This is a genomic window from Paenibacillus sp. Z6-24 (assembly GCF_054161335.1).
The window spans coordinates 4,952,501-4,966,875 of sequence record NZ_CP096398.1 but is presented as its reverse complement, the minus strand read 5'-3'; the positions used below and the strand labels follow the sequence as shown (position 1 = coordinate 4,966,875).

Annotated in this window: 12 protein-coding genes and 1 other RNA gene (1 of these 13 cut by a window edge); all 13 read left to right on the top strand. The window is 47.7% G+C overall.

The genetic code is table 11. The features are described 5' to 3' along the window. Window positions 1-164: 164 nt before the first annotated feature. Window positions 165-1,766, top strand: a complete 1,602-nt coding sequence (locus M1D61_RS21500) for a CTP synthase (protein WP_046216644.1) — start codon at window positions 165-167, stop codon at window positions 1,764-1,766. A gap of 389 nt (window positions 1,767-2,155) precedes the next feature. After that, complete coding sequence (locus tag M1D61_RS21495; protein WP_458120544.1) at window positions 2,156-2,536, top strand: response regulator; 381 nt, start codon at window positions 2,156-2,158, stop codon at window positions 2,534-2,536. Between the two features lie 166 nt (window positions 2,537-2,702). Then, complete coding sequence (gene fba / locus M1D61_RS21490; protein WP_458120543.1) at window positions 2,703-3,557, top strand: class II fructose-1,6-bisphosphate aldolase; 855 nt, start codon at window positions 2,703-2,705, stop codon at window positions 3,555-3,557. A 211-nt stretch (window positions 3,558-3,768) separates the two neighbouring features. Further along, complete coding sequence (locus M1D61_RS21485) at window positions 3,769-5,043, top strand: UDP-N-acetylglucosamine 1-carboxyvinyltransferase (protein WP_458120542.1); 1,275 nt, start codon at window positions 3,769-3,771, stop codon at window positions 5,041-5,043. Between the two features lie 207 nt (window positions 5,044-5,250). After that, a complete protein-coding gene (rho, locus tag M1D61_RS21480; protein ID WP_458120541.1) occupies window positions 5,251-6,612 on the top strand; it encodes a transcription termination factor Rho in 1,362 nt (453 codons plus the stop codon). A 64-nt stretch (window positions 6,613-6,676) separates the two neighbouring features. Continuing rightward, window positions 6,677-6,943: signal recognition particle sRNA large type (ffs, locus tag M1D61_RS21475), an RNA gene on the top strand. A gap of 210 nt (window positions 6,944-7,153) precedes the next feature. Then, a complete protein-coding gene (gene dnaX / locus M1D61_RS21470; protein ID WP_458120540.1) occupies window positions 7,154-8,884 on the top strand; it encodes a DNA polymerase III subunit gamma/tau in 1,731 nt (576 codons plus the stop codon). Between the two features lie 40 nt (window positions 8,885-8,924). Beyond that, entirely contained in the window at window positions 8,925-9,236 is a 312-nt protein-coding gene (locus M1D61_RS21465) for a YbaB/EbfC family nucleoid-associated protein (RefSeq protein ID WP_046216627.1), read from the top strand. 51 nt (window positions 9,237-9,287) lie between these two features. Continuing rightward, window positions 9,288-9,884, top strand: a complete 597-nt coding sequence (gene recR, locus M1D61_RS21460; protein ID WP_458120539.1) for a recombination mediator RecR — start codon at window positions 9,288-9,290, stop codon at window positions 9,882-9,884. Window positions 9,885-10,101: 217 nt separating this feature from the next. Further along, window positions 10,102-11,214: a LacI family DNA-binding transcriptional regulator gene (locus M1D61_RS21455; protein WP_458120538.1), complete on the top strand. Its 1,113-nt coding sequence runs from the start codon at window positions 10,102-10,104 to the stop codon at window positions 11,212-11,214. After that, on the top strand, window positions 11,211-12,086 hold the full coding sequence (locus M1D61_RS21450; RefSeq protein WP_458120537.1) for a carbohydrate ABC transporter permease: 876 nt from the start codon (window positions 11,211-11,213) through the stop codon (window positions 12,084-12,086). The genes M1D61_RS21455 and M1D61_RS21450 overlap by 4 nt, the downstream gene beginning before the upstream one ends. Before the next feature lie 117 nt (window positions 12,087-12,203). After that, window positions 12,204-13,079, top strand: coding sequence for a carbohydrate ABC transporter permease (locus tag M1D61_RS21445; RefSeq protein ID WP_082097057.1), 876 nt, complete (start codon window positions 12,204-12,206; stop codon window positions 13,077-13,079). A 63-nt stretch (window positions 13,080-13,142) separates the two neighbouring features. After that, window positions 13,143-14,375, top strand: partial view of an ABC transporter substrate-binding protein gene (locus M1D61_RS21440; protein WP_458122581.1) — the 5' portion only. 51 nt of this gene lie beyond the right edge of the window; only the first 1,233 of its 1,284 coding nucleotides appear in the window; it begins with the start codon at window positions 13,143-13,145; the stop codon falls past the right edge of the window.

Sequence of the window (14,375 nt, the reverse complement as noted above, 5' to 3'; positions counted from 1 at the left end):
TATCTCCCCCCTGAGCATCCTGAAGGTAATGGAATATAACGATGAGTCGATAGGCTGGTAGAAGAAGAATAAGGTGATCTGCCAGTTGTTATGCGAATCACGTTTGGTTCATTGCTGCATGATGCTGATTTGAATTTCCGGATAATAACTTAGGAGGTAATATGGTGACAAAGTATATTTTTGTAACAGGCGGGGTTGTATCTTCACTGGGTAAAGGGATTACAGCCGCTTCACTGGGCAGACTGCTCAAAAACAGAGGTTTGAAAGTAACGATCCAGAAATTCGATCCTTACATTAACATAGACCCGGGAACCATGAGTCCATATCAGCATGGCGAGGTGTTTGTAACCGATGATGGCGCCGAGACGGATCTCGATCTGGGTCACTACGAGCGTTTTATCGATATTAACCTGTCCAAGAACAGCAACGTAACCACAGGTAAAGTATACTCTTCCGTTATCAGCAAAGAGCGCCGCGGCGAATATCTTGGTGGTACGGTACAGGTTATCCCGCATATTACGAACGAGATCAAGGAGCGCGTATTCCGTGCTGGTCGTGAAGCGAACTCTGATGTAGTCATTACAGAGATCGGTGGTACAGTCGGTGATATCGAGAGTCTTCCATTCCTTGAAGCCATCCGTCAGATCAAGAGCGATGTCGGTCGTGATAATGTTATGTATATTCACGTTACACTGATTCCTTACATCAAGGCAGCTGGTGAAGTGAAAACCAAGCCAACCCAGCACAGTGTTAAGGAATTGCGCAGTATCGGTATCCAGCCGAATGTGATCGTATGCCGTACCGAGTACGAACTGTCCGAAGACATGAAAGCCAAAATCGCCCTGTTCTGCGATATCGACGCCAATGCAGTTATTGAGTGCCGTGATGCATCTTCACTGTATGAAGTTCCGCTGAACCTGCGTGAAGAAGGCCTGGACGATATCGTAGTCAATCATCTGAAGCTGGATGCACCGGCTCCGGACATGACCGAATGGGAAGAGCTGCTGAACCGTATTCAGCACCTGGAGAAAACCGTTGAAATTGCTATTGTCGGTAAATATGTTGCCCTGCATGATGCATATCTGAGCGTTGTGGAATCCCTGTCCCACGCTGGCTACCATGCCAATGCAGACGTAAAACTCCGCTGGGTGGACGCAGAAGAACTGACAGACGAGAACGTAGCCGAGAAGCTTGGCGGCATCGGCGGTATCCTCGTTCCTGGCGGCTTCGGCGACCGTGGTATTGAAGGCAAGATCAATGCGATCCGTTATGCTCGTGAACAAAAGATCCCTTACTTCGGTATTTGCCTCGGTATGCAGGTATCCGTTATCGAGTACGCACGTGCATTTGCAGGACTGGAAGGCGCCAACAGCTCCGAGATCAATCCGGCGACACCGTATCCGGTTATCGACCTGCTGCCTGAGCAAAAAGATATCGAAGATCTGGGCGGCACCATGCGTCTTGGACTGTATCCTTGTAAACTGCAGCCGGGTTCCCTGGCTATGGAATGCTATGGCGAAGAGCTGGTATACGAACGTCACCGTCACCGGTATGAGTTCAATAACCAATACCGCGAACAAATTGAAAAAGTTGGCATGAAAATCTCCGGTACTTCTCCAGATGGTCGTCTGGTAGAGATCGTGGAAGTGCCTGATCATCCATGGTTCCTGGCTGTACAGTTCCATCCGGAATTCACTTCCCGTCCGAACCGTCCACAACCATTATTCCGCGAGTTCGTCAAAGCTTCCCTCGCTCATCAATCATAAGAGCGCCGGGTTTAAGATTATACGTTTAATTTTTATTTTTGGCAACCATCCGTATCTGGAAGAAGATGCGGATGGTTTTTTTTGTATAATGGAATCATGCGTATGAATCACGGAGAAATATTGTGCAGGATCGACCTGTTTCCTGACCGGGTCGTTTTCAAAGGTCCGAGTGCCATCGTTTATAGCATATTTTGTCGCAGTATACGCGGTATTTTTCGTAATGATGCAGGATTTGCGCGAAAAAAAGCGAAAGTGTACATTATGTTATTCAAAGTAAAGATTTACATTTCAATCCAAGCAGTATCTATTGGAGTTCGTCATCGTTCTGGATAGTGGATCAATGTACACACAGGGGAATCGATCAGCAGAGACGAAGGGAAAGGTGACAAATGGAACAGAAAAAAATATTAATTGTAGATGATCAGAATGGAATTCGGATATTGCTCGTCGAATTGTTCAGCAATGAGGGATACCAGATGTTCCAGGCAGCCAACGGCAAGGCGGCGCTTGAAGTGGTAGAGCAGGAAGTTCCTGATCTGGTTCTGCTGGACATGAAAATACCGGGCATGGATGGACTGGAGATTTTGCGTCATATCAAATCTACACATCCGCAGATTCATGTCATTATGATGACTGCCTATGGAGAACTGGATATTATCCAGAAAGCCAGGGATCTGGGAGCGATCGGCCACTTTACAAAGCCGTTTGACATCGACGAAATGCGCAAGGCGGTTGATCAGGCTCTGCGCGGCAGCAGTGTGGATCAATAAGCGTCATTTGGAGGATACAAACTTTTTATTTCAATGTGCGAAGCCGCATATTCCTTTTTAAATTGCTTGTTTAGTATTTGAAGTGGGTTATGTTATAATAGGCACGTATGCAGTAGCGGCTTACACATTTTGGGACATACCCAACATTTTTGAGGAGGATGTCATTATGCCATTAGTATCTATGACAGAAATGTTAAACAAAGCACTCGAAGGTAAATATGCAGTTGGTCAATACAACATCAACAACCTGGAGTGGACACAAGCGATTCTGGGCGCAGCGGAAGAAGAAAAATCACCAGTAATCCTGGGTGTGTCCGAAGGTGCAGCACGTCACATGGGCGGATTCACTACTGTTGTCAAAATGGTAGAAGGTCTGCTTCACGATATGAAAATCACTGTTCCAGTTGCGATTCACCTGGACCATGGTTCCAGCTTTGACAAATGTAAAGAAGCAATCGATGCTGGCTTTACTTCCGTTATGATCGACGGTTCTCATCACCCAATCGAAGAGAACATCGAAATGACGAAAAAAGTGGTTGAGTATGCACACGCTAAAGGCGTTTCTGTAGAAGCTGAAGTAGGTACTGTAGGCGGACAGGAAGACGACGTAATCGGCGGTATCATGTACGCTGACCTGGAAGAGTGCACACGCCTTGTTAAAGAAACAGGTATCGATACACTGGCACCGGCACTGGGTTCCGTACACGGTCCTTACCATGGCGAGCCTAACCTGGGCTTCAAAGAAATGGAAGAAATTCGTGACGCGGTTAACCTGCCGCTCGTACTGCACGGTGGTACTGGTATCCCTAAACACGATATCGACAAAGCGATCTCCCTGGGTACTTCCAAAATCAACGTAAATACCGAGAACCAGATCGAATTTGCAAAAGCGGTTCGCAAAGTACTGGCTGACAAACCGGAAGCTTACGATCCACGTACTTTCATCGTTCCAGGTCGCGAAGCGATCAAACAAACCGTTATCGGTAAAATCCGTGAGTTCGGTACAAGCAACAAAGCGTAATTGGCTTTTTGAATGGGCGTAGTGTATATTACAGTATGCAGAAGTTAAAACAGAAATAAAATCGGAACTTTTCCAACTGGAAAGGGTCTAATTAAATAGGTTGTTATGGAGAGCACACCGCTGAGCCGGTGTCTTTCCATTTTAACAGCCAAAATTCAACGGCACATGTCGTTTTATCGGCTGCAAAACACGTAGGGGGATACTAAGCTTTATGGAAAAATTGATGATCAGTGGCGGACGTCCGCTGCAGGGAACTATCACCATCAGTGGTGCAAAAAACAGTGCCATTGCGCTTATTCCTGCGGCATTGCTCGCCGAGTCAGAAGTCGTGCTGGATAACTTGCCCCTTCTGAGCGACGTGGCAGTTTATGCGGAAATTCTTGAAAATCTGGGTGCGAGCGTAAGCTGGCATGAGTTGGATAATCAGATGCGTATTGATCCAAGCAGTGTCAGATCCATTCCAATGCCCAACGGACCTGTCAAAAAGCTGCGGGCATCTTATTATATGATGGGCGCATTACTTGGACGTTTTGGAGAAGCAACGATCGGTTTGCCGGGCGGATGCAACTTTGAACCAAGACCTATCGACCAGCATATCAAAGGTTTTGAAGCGCTGGGTGCTACGGTTACCAATGAACACGGGTCTATTCATTTATATGCCAAAGAGCTCCGTGGAGCCAAAATTTATCTGGACGTTGCCAGTGTAGGCGCGACCATCAACATTATGCTGGCGGCAGCAAGAGCCAAAGGCCATACAATTATCGAAAACGCGGCGAAAGAGCCTGAGATTATAGATGTAGCAACACTACTGAATGCCATGGGCGCCATTATCAAGGGTGCCGGTACAGAGACGATCCGTATTGAAGGGGTCTCTGAAATGCATGGCTGCAGACACTCCATTATTCCTGACCGTATTCAGGCAGGTACGTATATGATCGCTGCAGCGGCAACGCGCGGTGATGTTCTGATTGACAATGTGATTCCCAAGCATCTGGAAGCAGTAACGGCCAAATTGCTGGAAATGGGCGTACATGTAGACGAACTGGATGAAGGTATCCGTGTTCTCGGCAAGTCCACCTATAACCATGTCGATGTCAAAGCGCTCACCTATCCGGGCTTTGCCACAGATCTGCAATCTCCGATGACCAGTCTGCTGACACAGGCGCAGGGAGTCAGCGTATTGAGTGACTTTGTCTACAGCAGCCGGTTCAAGCATGTACCGGAGCTGGCGCGCATGGGAGCCAAGATCAAGGTAGAAGGCCGCTCGGCAATTATCGAAGGCGGCGAACTGAATGCAGCCAAAGTCAAAGCGATGGATCTGCGGGCAGGTGCAGCACTGGTTATTGCCGGTTTGACTGTCGGCGAAGGTATCACTGAAGTATCCGGTGTGGAGTTTATCGACCGTGGTTATGATCATCTGGTAGATAATCTACGCAATCTGGGTGCCAATGTATGGAGAGAGACGCTGGAAACACGTACTCTCTGATTTGTTTGTCCCTCTTACAGGGAGGAGAATTCACTTGTATTTCCCAAAATACATACCTCTTGAATATCTCCTCCCAAAATGGGTAATGCTATCCTATGAATGAATTTGGAAGTATCCACTCCGTATAATTCAATCTTCTGATTATTCCCAACATTATTCTATCGATCGTCTCAACATTCTCTATAAAATTGAATAGGTGGTTATTGTATGGATTTACAAATTTCCGATTTGGAAGAAATGAAACTGACCGATTTATACAAACTGGCCAAGCAGTACCAGATTCCGTATTACGGGCAGCTCAAAAAAAAGGAACTGATCTTTGCAATCCTACGTGCACAGGCAGAACGCAGTGGACTGATGTTCATGCAAGGCGTTCTTGAAATTCTGCCGGAAGGCTATGGATTCCTGCGACCGATCAACTATTTGCCAAGTGCAGAAGATATTTATATTTCCGCATCACAGATTCGCAAATTCGATCTGCGTACCGGTGATCTCGTATCCGGTAAATGCAGAGCACCCAAAGAAAATGAACGTTACTTTGGCCTTCTGCAGGTCAATGCCGTCAACGGTGTCAGTCCGGAACAAGCGGCAGAACGCCTTCATTTCCCTGCGCTGACTCCTCTCTACCCGCAAAAGAAGCTGGTTCTTGAGACAGCTCCCAACAAACTCTCTACACGGATCATGGATGTACTCGCTCCTGTCGGATTGGGGCAGCGTGGTCTGATCGTAGCACCTCCCAAAGCCGGTAAAACACTCCTGCTCAAAGAAATCGCGAACAGCATCTCAACGAACAATCCGGAGATTGAGCTTTTTGTGCTGCTTATTGATGAGCGGCCGGAGGAAGTTACGGACATGCAGCGCTCTGTCAAAGGCGAAGTCATTGCTTCCACATTTGACGAACTGCCGGAAAACCATATCAAAGTAGCCGAGCTGGTGCTGGAACGTGCACTGCGTCTGGTCGAACATAAAAAAGATGTTGTGATCCTGATGGATAGCATTACCCGTCTGGCGCGTGCCTACAATCTGGTGATTCCGCCATCCGGTCGTACACTGAGCGGTGGTATTGACCCGGCAGCTTTCCATCGTCCCAAGCGCTTCTTCGGTTCGGCGCGTAATGTCGAAGAAGGCGGCAGCCTGACGATTCTGGCGACTGCACTGATCGATACCGGTTCCCGTATGGATGATATCATTTATGAAGAATTCAAAGGTACCGGTAATATGGAACTTCATCTGGATCGCAAGCTGTCCGAGCGTCGTATATTCCCGGCGATCGATATCCGTCGTTCCGGTACACGTCGCGAGGAAGATCTGCTTGCCAAGGAAGAGCTTGATACGATCTGGCATATCCGCAAAAACATGAACGATTCCCAGGACTTTGTGGAAGGCTTCCTCAAAAAGCTGCGTAATTCCCAGAGCAATCAGGAATTCCTGGCGTCCTTTGATACCCGGGAAGATAGCAAAAATAGCAGTTCCGGCAGCAAGAAACCGTCGTCTTCTTCCAGTACAGGATCGAACAGTACAGGCAGACGGACAACCCGCTCTACCGCAGCTTCAGCCACAACCAACTGAGCTGTTCAAACATATGCAAAGGATAGTTGCATTGTCTACGTGTGTCAGGTATAATTACTTAATGCCGTGCTAGATGGGGAGGTAGCGGTGCCCTATAACTCGCAATCCGCTATAGCGAGATTGAATTCCTGTCCTAGGTATTGTCGATGTAAGGCAGGTATCTGAGCGCAGTGTTGACGGATGGGTCCTTCGCAAGGAACATCTGTGAACCTGGTCAGGTCCGGAAGGAAGCAGCCATAAGCAGTTTCGTTCTTGTGCCGAGGGAGTGCCTATCCCGAGCTGTTGCTCAGAAGAACCGCTTGGATCGCAATTATCGAAGACAGGTGCACGGTATATAATTAAGCTTATTCATAACACCTTTTGCGTACTGCAACAGGTGTTTTTTGTTTGTGAAATCAGAGTACTACGGTTTTGCTTGGTGCCGATTTATAGTATAATTAAAGGTAAGATCTTTTATTTTGCTCTAATCATTTTTATAAAATAGGACCCTTTGAAGTGATATATATCAGGGGTAGCAATATACAGGAAAGAGGGTAAGCAAGTGGAACATATCGCACTTTATCGTGCTTGGCGGCCGCAGTCGTTTCAGGACATGGTAGGACAGCAGCATATCATTCAGACACTGCAGAATGCCATTCGGGAAGAGCGTATTTCACATGCCTATCTGTTTAATGGTCCCAGAGGTACAGGTAAGACATCTGCTGCCAAAATTCTGGCCAAAGCCATTAACTGTGAAAAAGGCCCGGCGATCGAGCCATGTAATGAATGCGAGACCTGTAAACGGATCACTTCCGGCAATATTATGGATGTACTGGAGATTGACGCCGCCTCCAACCGGGGTGTCGAAGAAATCCGGGATCTCAGGGAAAAGGTAAAATATGCGCCCACCGAAGTCCGGCGTAAAGTATATATTATAGATGAAGTCCACATGCTGACGACGGAAGCGTTTAATGCGCTGCTCAAGACGCTGGAAGAGCCGCCAGGCCATGTGGTTTTTATACTGGCAACGACCGAACCTCACCGTCTGCCGGCGACAATCATTTCACGCTGTCAGCGGTTTGATTTCCGCCGTGTCTCTTTGCAGGAGCAGACCGAACGTCTGCAGCTGATCTCCGAACAGGAAGGGCTGGAGTCGGAGAGGGATGCACTGGAGTATATCGCACGCCTGTCTGATGGCGGGATGCGGGATGCACTGAGTATTCTCGATCAGGTATCTTCATTTACCGAGGGCAAGATCACATATGCACAGGTGCTGCAGATGACAGGCGGTATCGCATCCGAGCAGTTTGCCGAACTCGCTTCGGCCTTGCTGCAGAATGATGTGGGCAAGGTGCTGCATATGGTAGAATCATTTATGCAGGAAGGTAAAAGCGCAGAGAAATGCATGGAGAATCTGCTATACTATTTCCGTGATGTGCTGATGATCAAAATGATCCCGCAGGCTGGTGATTTGACAGAGCGTATGCTGAACCCGGATAATTTCCGCGAGACAGCGGCCGCCTTTACCAAAGAGCAGCTGTTTGCCATGATTGATACACTGAATCATTACCAGACCGAGATGAAGTATGCGACCCAGCCGCAGATGCTGTTCGAAGTGGCGCTGCTCAAACTGAGCAGTATCCCGGGTGGAGGGGCAGAACCTTCTTCCGGCGCAGCCTCGGTAGCTGCCAGTCCGGCAGATGCTGGCGAGATCCGGCAGCTCAAGCAGCAGCTGGCTGCGCTGGAGCAAAAGCTGGATAAGGCTCTTCAATCCGGCATTGCTGCCGGGGGAGAAGCCGCAGCTTCCGCCAATACGGGAAGACGTGCACCAGCGCCGAGAATATCGTCAGCAGCGAAGATTCCATCGCAAATGTCTCATTATGTGGCTAACCGCAATCATGAAGACTTTACGAAAATCTCCGGTTCCTGGAGCAAAGTACTGCAGCGTGTCAAAGAGGTCAAAGTTACTATTCACGCCTGGTTTGTCAACTGCGATCCGGTATCCTTTCATGAAGATGCCGTTCTGGTAGCGTTCAAGCATGATATGCACCGGGAGACGATCGAGAAGTCTGCCAACAAGCAGGTGATTGAGTCGGTACTGAATGAAGTACTGGGCGGTTCCTACCGTCTCGTTACGATGATGCAAAAAGACTGGATGGACGCTATTGAAGGAACGAGCGAGCAACCCGGTGAAGAACTCAAGCTTGAACATGAAGAAGCTTCCAATAGTGATGCACTGGTGGATGAAGCGATTCAACTGTTTGGTGAGGAGCTTGTCGTAATTAAGGAATAATAATAAATGAACGTATACTTTATTAGAGGAGATGATTGGAATGGGTAACATGAATCAGATGATGAAGCAAGTGAAGAAGATGCAGGAGCAAATGCTGAAAGCACAGGAAGAACTGGGTTCCAAAACCGTATCCGGTACTGCTGGCGGCGGTGTAGTCTCTGTTGAAGTAAACGGACACAAAAAAATTATGTCTATTAATATCAAGCCGGAAGCGGTAGATCCGGATGATGTAGAAATGCTGCAGGATCTGGTACTCACAGCAGTCAACGATGCAATGAGCAAAGCGGAAGAGCTGGCGAACCAGGATATGGGTAAATTTACAGGTGGAATGAAGATTCCTGGCCTGTTCTAAAATAACAGATCGGCATTAGCCAAATGACCGGTCTCAAAGGAGATCGCTGTATTGTATTATCCCGAACCGATTGCTAAATTGATAGATGCTTTTACGCACTTGCCGGGAGTAGGACCGAAGACAGCCGGTCGGCTTGCCTTTCACGTTCTTCGCATGAAGGAAGATGACGTGATCGATTTTGCCAAAGCGCTGGTCAATGTGAAGCGTAATCTTCATTACTGTTCGATATGCGGTAATATTACCGATGCAGATCCGTGCCAGATCTGTCAGGACAAAACAAGAGATGCATCTGTCATTTGCGTGGTGCAGGAGCCCAAGGATCTAGTGGCTATGGAGCGTACCCGGGAATTCGACGGCTATTACCATGTACTGCATGGAGCCATTTCACCGATTGAAGGTATTGGTCCTGATGAGATCAAGCTCAAGGAGCTGCTTAACCGCCTGAGTGATGAGCGGGTGCAGGAGCTGATTCTAGCGACGAATCCTAATATTGAAGGCGAAGCGACAGCCATGTACATTTCCCGTCTGGTCAAGCCGTTTAATCTGAAAGTTACTCGTATTGCTCATGGTCTGCCGGTTGGCGGCGACCTGGAATACGCGGATGAAATCACCTTATCCAAGGCTCTGGAAGGGCGCAGAGAACTATAAGCATTTACAGAATGATCATAAAGTCTTTTCACACAAGGCGTCAGGTCCCATTTTATGGGGAACTGGCGCTTTTTTGTTATATTTTCGCATTTTGGGGTATATGTTATTAGCCATTCACTGGGAACGTTCCCAGTATAAAATACAGTATCACTGCTGTATTCGGATATACCATACCAGATCAACCAACCCTGTACATAGAGAAAGAAAGGGAGAATTTATGGGACCCACCATTCATGATGTAGCACGATTGGCCAATACGTCCAAAAGCACGGTGTCCCGCTACCTCAACGGCCAGCGAGTCAGAACGGAAACGCAGGAGGCGCTGGAAAAGGCCATCAAAGAACTTAATTACCACCGCAATATGAACGCCCGCAGACTGGTTATGAACAAAACATTCAATATCGGTGTCATCGTGGATAATATATCCAATACTTTTTACTCCGGCATTATACGCGGAATCGAGCAGGTTATTCATACCCATGGATACAACAGCGTGTTTTACAGCTGGGATTCCAACCAGCCGCAAGAAAGCCATATGGAGCGCAAACGGGAAAGCTCCTTTTTGAAGCTGCTGTATGAAGGGCAGGTGGACGGTATCATTTTACTCAGTTTCAAAAAGCGGTCCAGGAATGAGCTCGAAGAGATACGTCAGATGCCCTATCCGGTTGTGCTGATCGGAGACTATGGAGAGCTAGAGGATATTTTGGCTGTAGATGTGGATAATGGGGCGGGTATTGTAGAAGCGGTACAGTACCTTTATCAGCTGGGACATCGGCGGATAGCCTACATATCTGGACCCGAATATGCTACAGCCAGTGCATATCGCTTTCGAGGTTACTGCGAAGCACTTGAACAGTATCAGCTGGAATACGACCCGGCATTGGTAATGTCTTCGGATTGGAGCAAGGAGGGAGGTTATCAGGCGATGATGAACCTTCAGCAGCAGGCCAGTTTTACAGCAGTGATTGGCTCCAACGATGAGACAGCGATCGGAGCGCTTCGTGCAGCCAGGGAATCCGGGTTGTCTGTGCCGGAGCAGATGTCTGTGATCGGGTATGACGATATTCCAATCTCGGAATGGGTAAGGCCCGCGCTGACAACCATCCGGCAGCCATTTGAAAGTATAGGGCGTCAGGCGGCAAAAGGTTTATTTGAACGGCTGCATAGAGAGCCGCTGCCGCCGCACTCATCCGCTGCTGGACAGCAAAATGATGTAATTTCGGAGCCATTATCCCGAGAAGGGCAGGTGTATCTGCTCCAGCCTTCACTGGTTATCCGGGATTCCTGTGCAGGACCTATTACCGACTTCGCCAAAGGGGGACAATCGTGAATTCCAAGCTCGCCAAATACTATTTCGGGTACATCTTCGTTGCCCCGTTTTTCATCTCATTTGCCATTTTTGGATTGGTGCCGATCCTGTATACGCTGTACCTGAGCTTTACCAACTGGGATGCTTTTAATGACCCGGTATACAACGGAGTCGGCAACTACACCCGCCTGCTGCATGATACCGCCTTTTATCAGTCAATTGGCAATACACTAATCATCTGGATCTTCTCTATCGTTCCACAGCTGCTTATTGCTGTTACACTCGCCATTATCCTCAATGAGAAGTTTATTCGGGGCAAGCATTTTTTCCGTGCAGTTTGTTATTTCCCTAATATTATTACGCCAGTAACGCTGGGTGTATTGTTCAGCCTCATTTTCGACTGGCAGACCGGCAGCATCAACAAGCTGTTAACAACCATCGGTCTGGTGGAAGACCCGATTAACTGGTTTAACAATCCATGGTGGTCCCGTCTGATCGTAGCGGCGGTTATCTGCTGGCAGAATTTCGGCTTTAATATGATCGTCTTTATCGCCGGATTGCAGAGTATTCCGGATGAAGTATATGAGGCATCCCAGGTAGATGGAGCGAGCGGCTGGCAGAAGACACTGTATGTGACGATCCCTCTGCTGCGACCGGTGTTTATTTTCACACTCATCACCTCCGTCATTGGAGGCCTTCAGCTGTTTGACTCGCCGTATATGATCGGTAACGGTCCGAATAACACGACCCGGACGATGATTATGTATCTGTACGAGACAGCCTTCAAAAACTTCAATTTCAGTTATGGTGCAGCAATTGCTTATGGAGTCTTTGTCATCGTCATGTGTTTTACTGCTGTTACGATCTGGCTTACACGTAAGCGGGAACAATAGACAGCTATATCCTATATCAAACCAGCAGTAATCCGCTGCTATCACTAAATCATGCCGGTTACGGATTATTTGTTCTAATAGGAGCCTGCCCGGTAATCAGGATCAAGGAGGTTAGAGATGGAGTCGAGCAGTACCATAACAAACAAAGCACCTGAAGAGAACAGGGGAAAAGCAGGTCCACTGATAGCCAGACTGCTCATTTATCTGTTTCTGATCGGGAGCGCAGCCATTTGTTTGATTCCTTTTTACAGCATGTTCATCACGGCAACGCATACCAACTCCAGTATTGCCCGTCAGCTGCTGCTGATTCCTGGAGACCAATTATTAAACAACTATCATCGACTGATTGAGACGGTGCCGATCTGGCGTGGTTTTGCCAACACGACATTGATCAGCGTGGTCTCAACCGCATTGGCTGTATATTTCTCTGCACTGGCCGGTTACGGATTTTCCAAATATCGCTTTAGTCTTAATAATGTGCTGTTCGCTATTGTACTCGGTACGATGATGATCCCCGGTCAGCTGGGCATTATCGGCTTTTACCGGCTGATTGATTCTTTTGGCTGGCTGAACACCTACTGGCCGCTTATCCTGCCATCTATTCATAATGCATTTGGTGTTTTCCTGATGAAGCAGTTTGCCGACAGTTCCGTGCCTTCCGAGATTATTGAGTCCGGCAGAATAGACGGCAGCGGAGAATTGTATATTTTTCACCGTTTGGTACTGCCGCTGATGATGCCCGGGCTGGCGACACTGGCTATCTTCACCTTTATTGGCAAATGGAATGATTTTCTTAATCCGCTGATCATCCTGTTTGATAATGAGCTGCAGACGCTTCCGGTCATGATTGCAGGTGTCAAATCACAATTCACCGCCGATTTTGGAGCCCAGTATGTAGGAATTGTGATTTCGATTATTCCTATCCTGATCGTATTTTCGGTTATGTCCAAACGCATTATCAGCAGTGTGGCAGCCGGAGCGGTCAAAGGCTAATCCAGCCCCAATTGAAGCATATTTATAACTTCCACTATCAAAGGAGAATATAACGTGAAAAAAATGAATATCTGGAAAATAAGCATTGCTGTCCTGCTGGTTGCTGCATTACTGGCAGGTTGTGGAGGCAAAGACGAACAGGCTGCACCAAGCCAGCCTGCCCGCAACGCTAATGGGGAACTGGAAGGCAATCTGGTGGTCTGGACATTCTTTGATCAGGTAGAAGATATGGCTGCTCAGTTTATGAAAGACAACCCCAAGGTAAAAGTGGAAGTTAAAACTTTCCCTGGGGATGATTATCAGACCAAGCTGCTGACAGCTCTTCAATCCGGTCAGAATGTGCCGGATGTATTCGATCTGGAACGCTCTTATATCGGCAAGTTTATTGATTCCAAATATCTGACCGATCTGTCAGCAATGGGAGCAGAAGATCTGGTTGCCAATTATGTTCCTTATGTACAGGCACTCGGCCGCGCTTCCGACAATACGATTCGCGCTGTATCCGATCACTCTTCGCCGGGAGGCTTCTGGTATATCCGCGAGAATGCCAAAAAGTACCTCGGTACAGATGATCCCGATCAGATTAGCGAGATGGTAGGCAGCTGGGACAAAGTCATCGCTCTTGGCAAAAAAGTCGAACAACAAAGCAAGGGACAGGTACATCTGATCTCCAATTCAGGAGATCTGTTTGATATCGAAGCATACAACACTGAGCCATGGGTCAAAGAAGGCAAGTTGAACATCGACCCCAAGTGGGAGCAATACTACAATATCCAGCGCGAAATCAATAACAACAACGTAGATGCCAAGCTTTCCTTTATGTCCGCTGGCTGGGGAAATGCGCTTAATGACGGCAGTGTCGTTCTGACTACAATGCCGGCATGGGCTTCATTCATGATCGATAACGACAATGGATCAGCCAAAGGCAAATATGGCGTGGCACGTACACCGGAAGGCTACTATAATGGTGGAACCTACCGCGGCATTTATCAGGATTCCCCCAATAAAGAACTGGCTTATGAATTCATCAAATACATTGCCGATGAGAAGTGGCAGCAGCATAACCTGGAGACTACAGGCAATATGCCGGGTAATGCCAAAGTGTACGAGAAGAACATGAAGTCGTTCACTTCCGAGATCACGGGCGATCAGAAAGTAATGGAAGTATACTATGACGTAGTCAAAGACCTGCCAGCCATCCAACCGGATAAATACAGTGAAGAGATCCTGGGAACATGGCGTAAAATAGCCAAAGAGGGAATAACCAATCATACCAACTATGCTACAGTCGTTGCG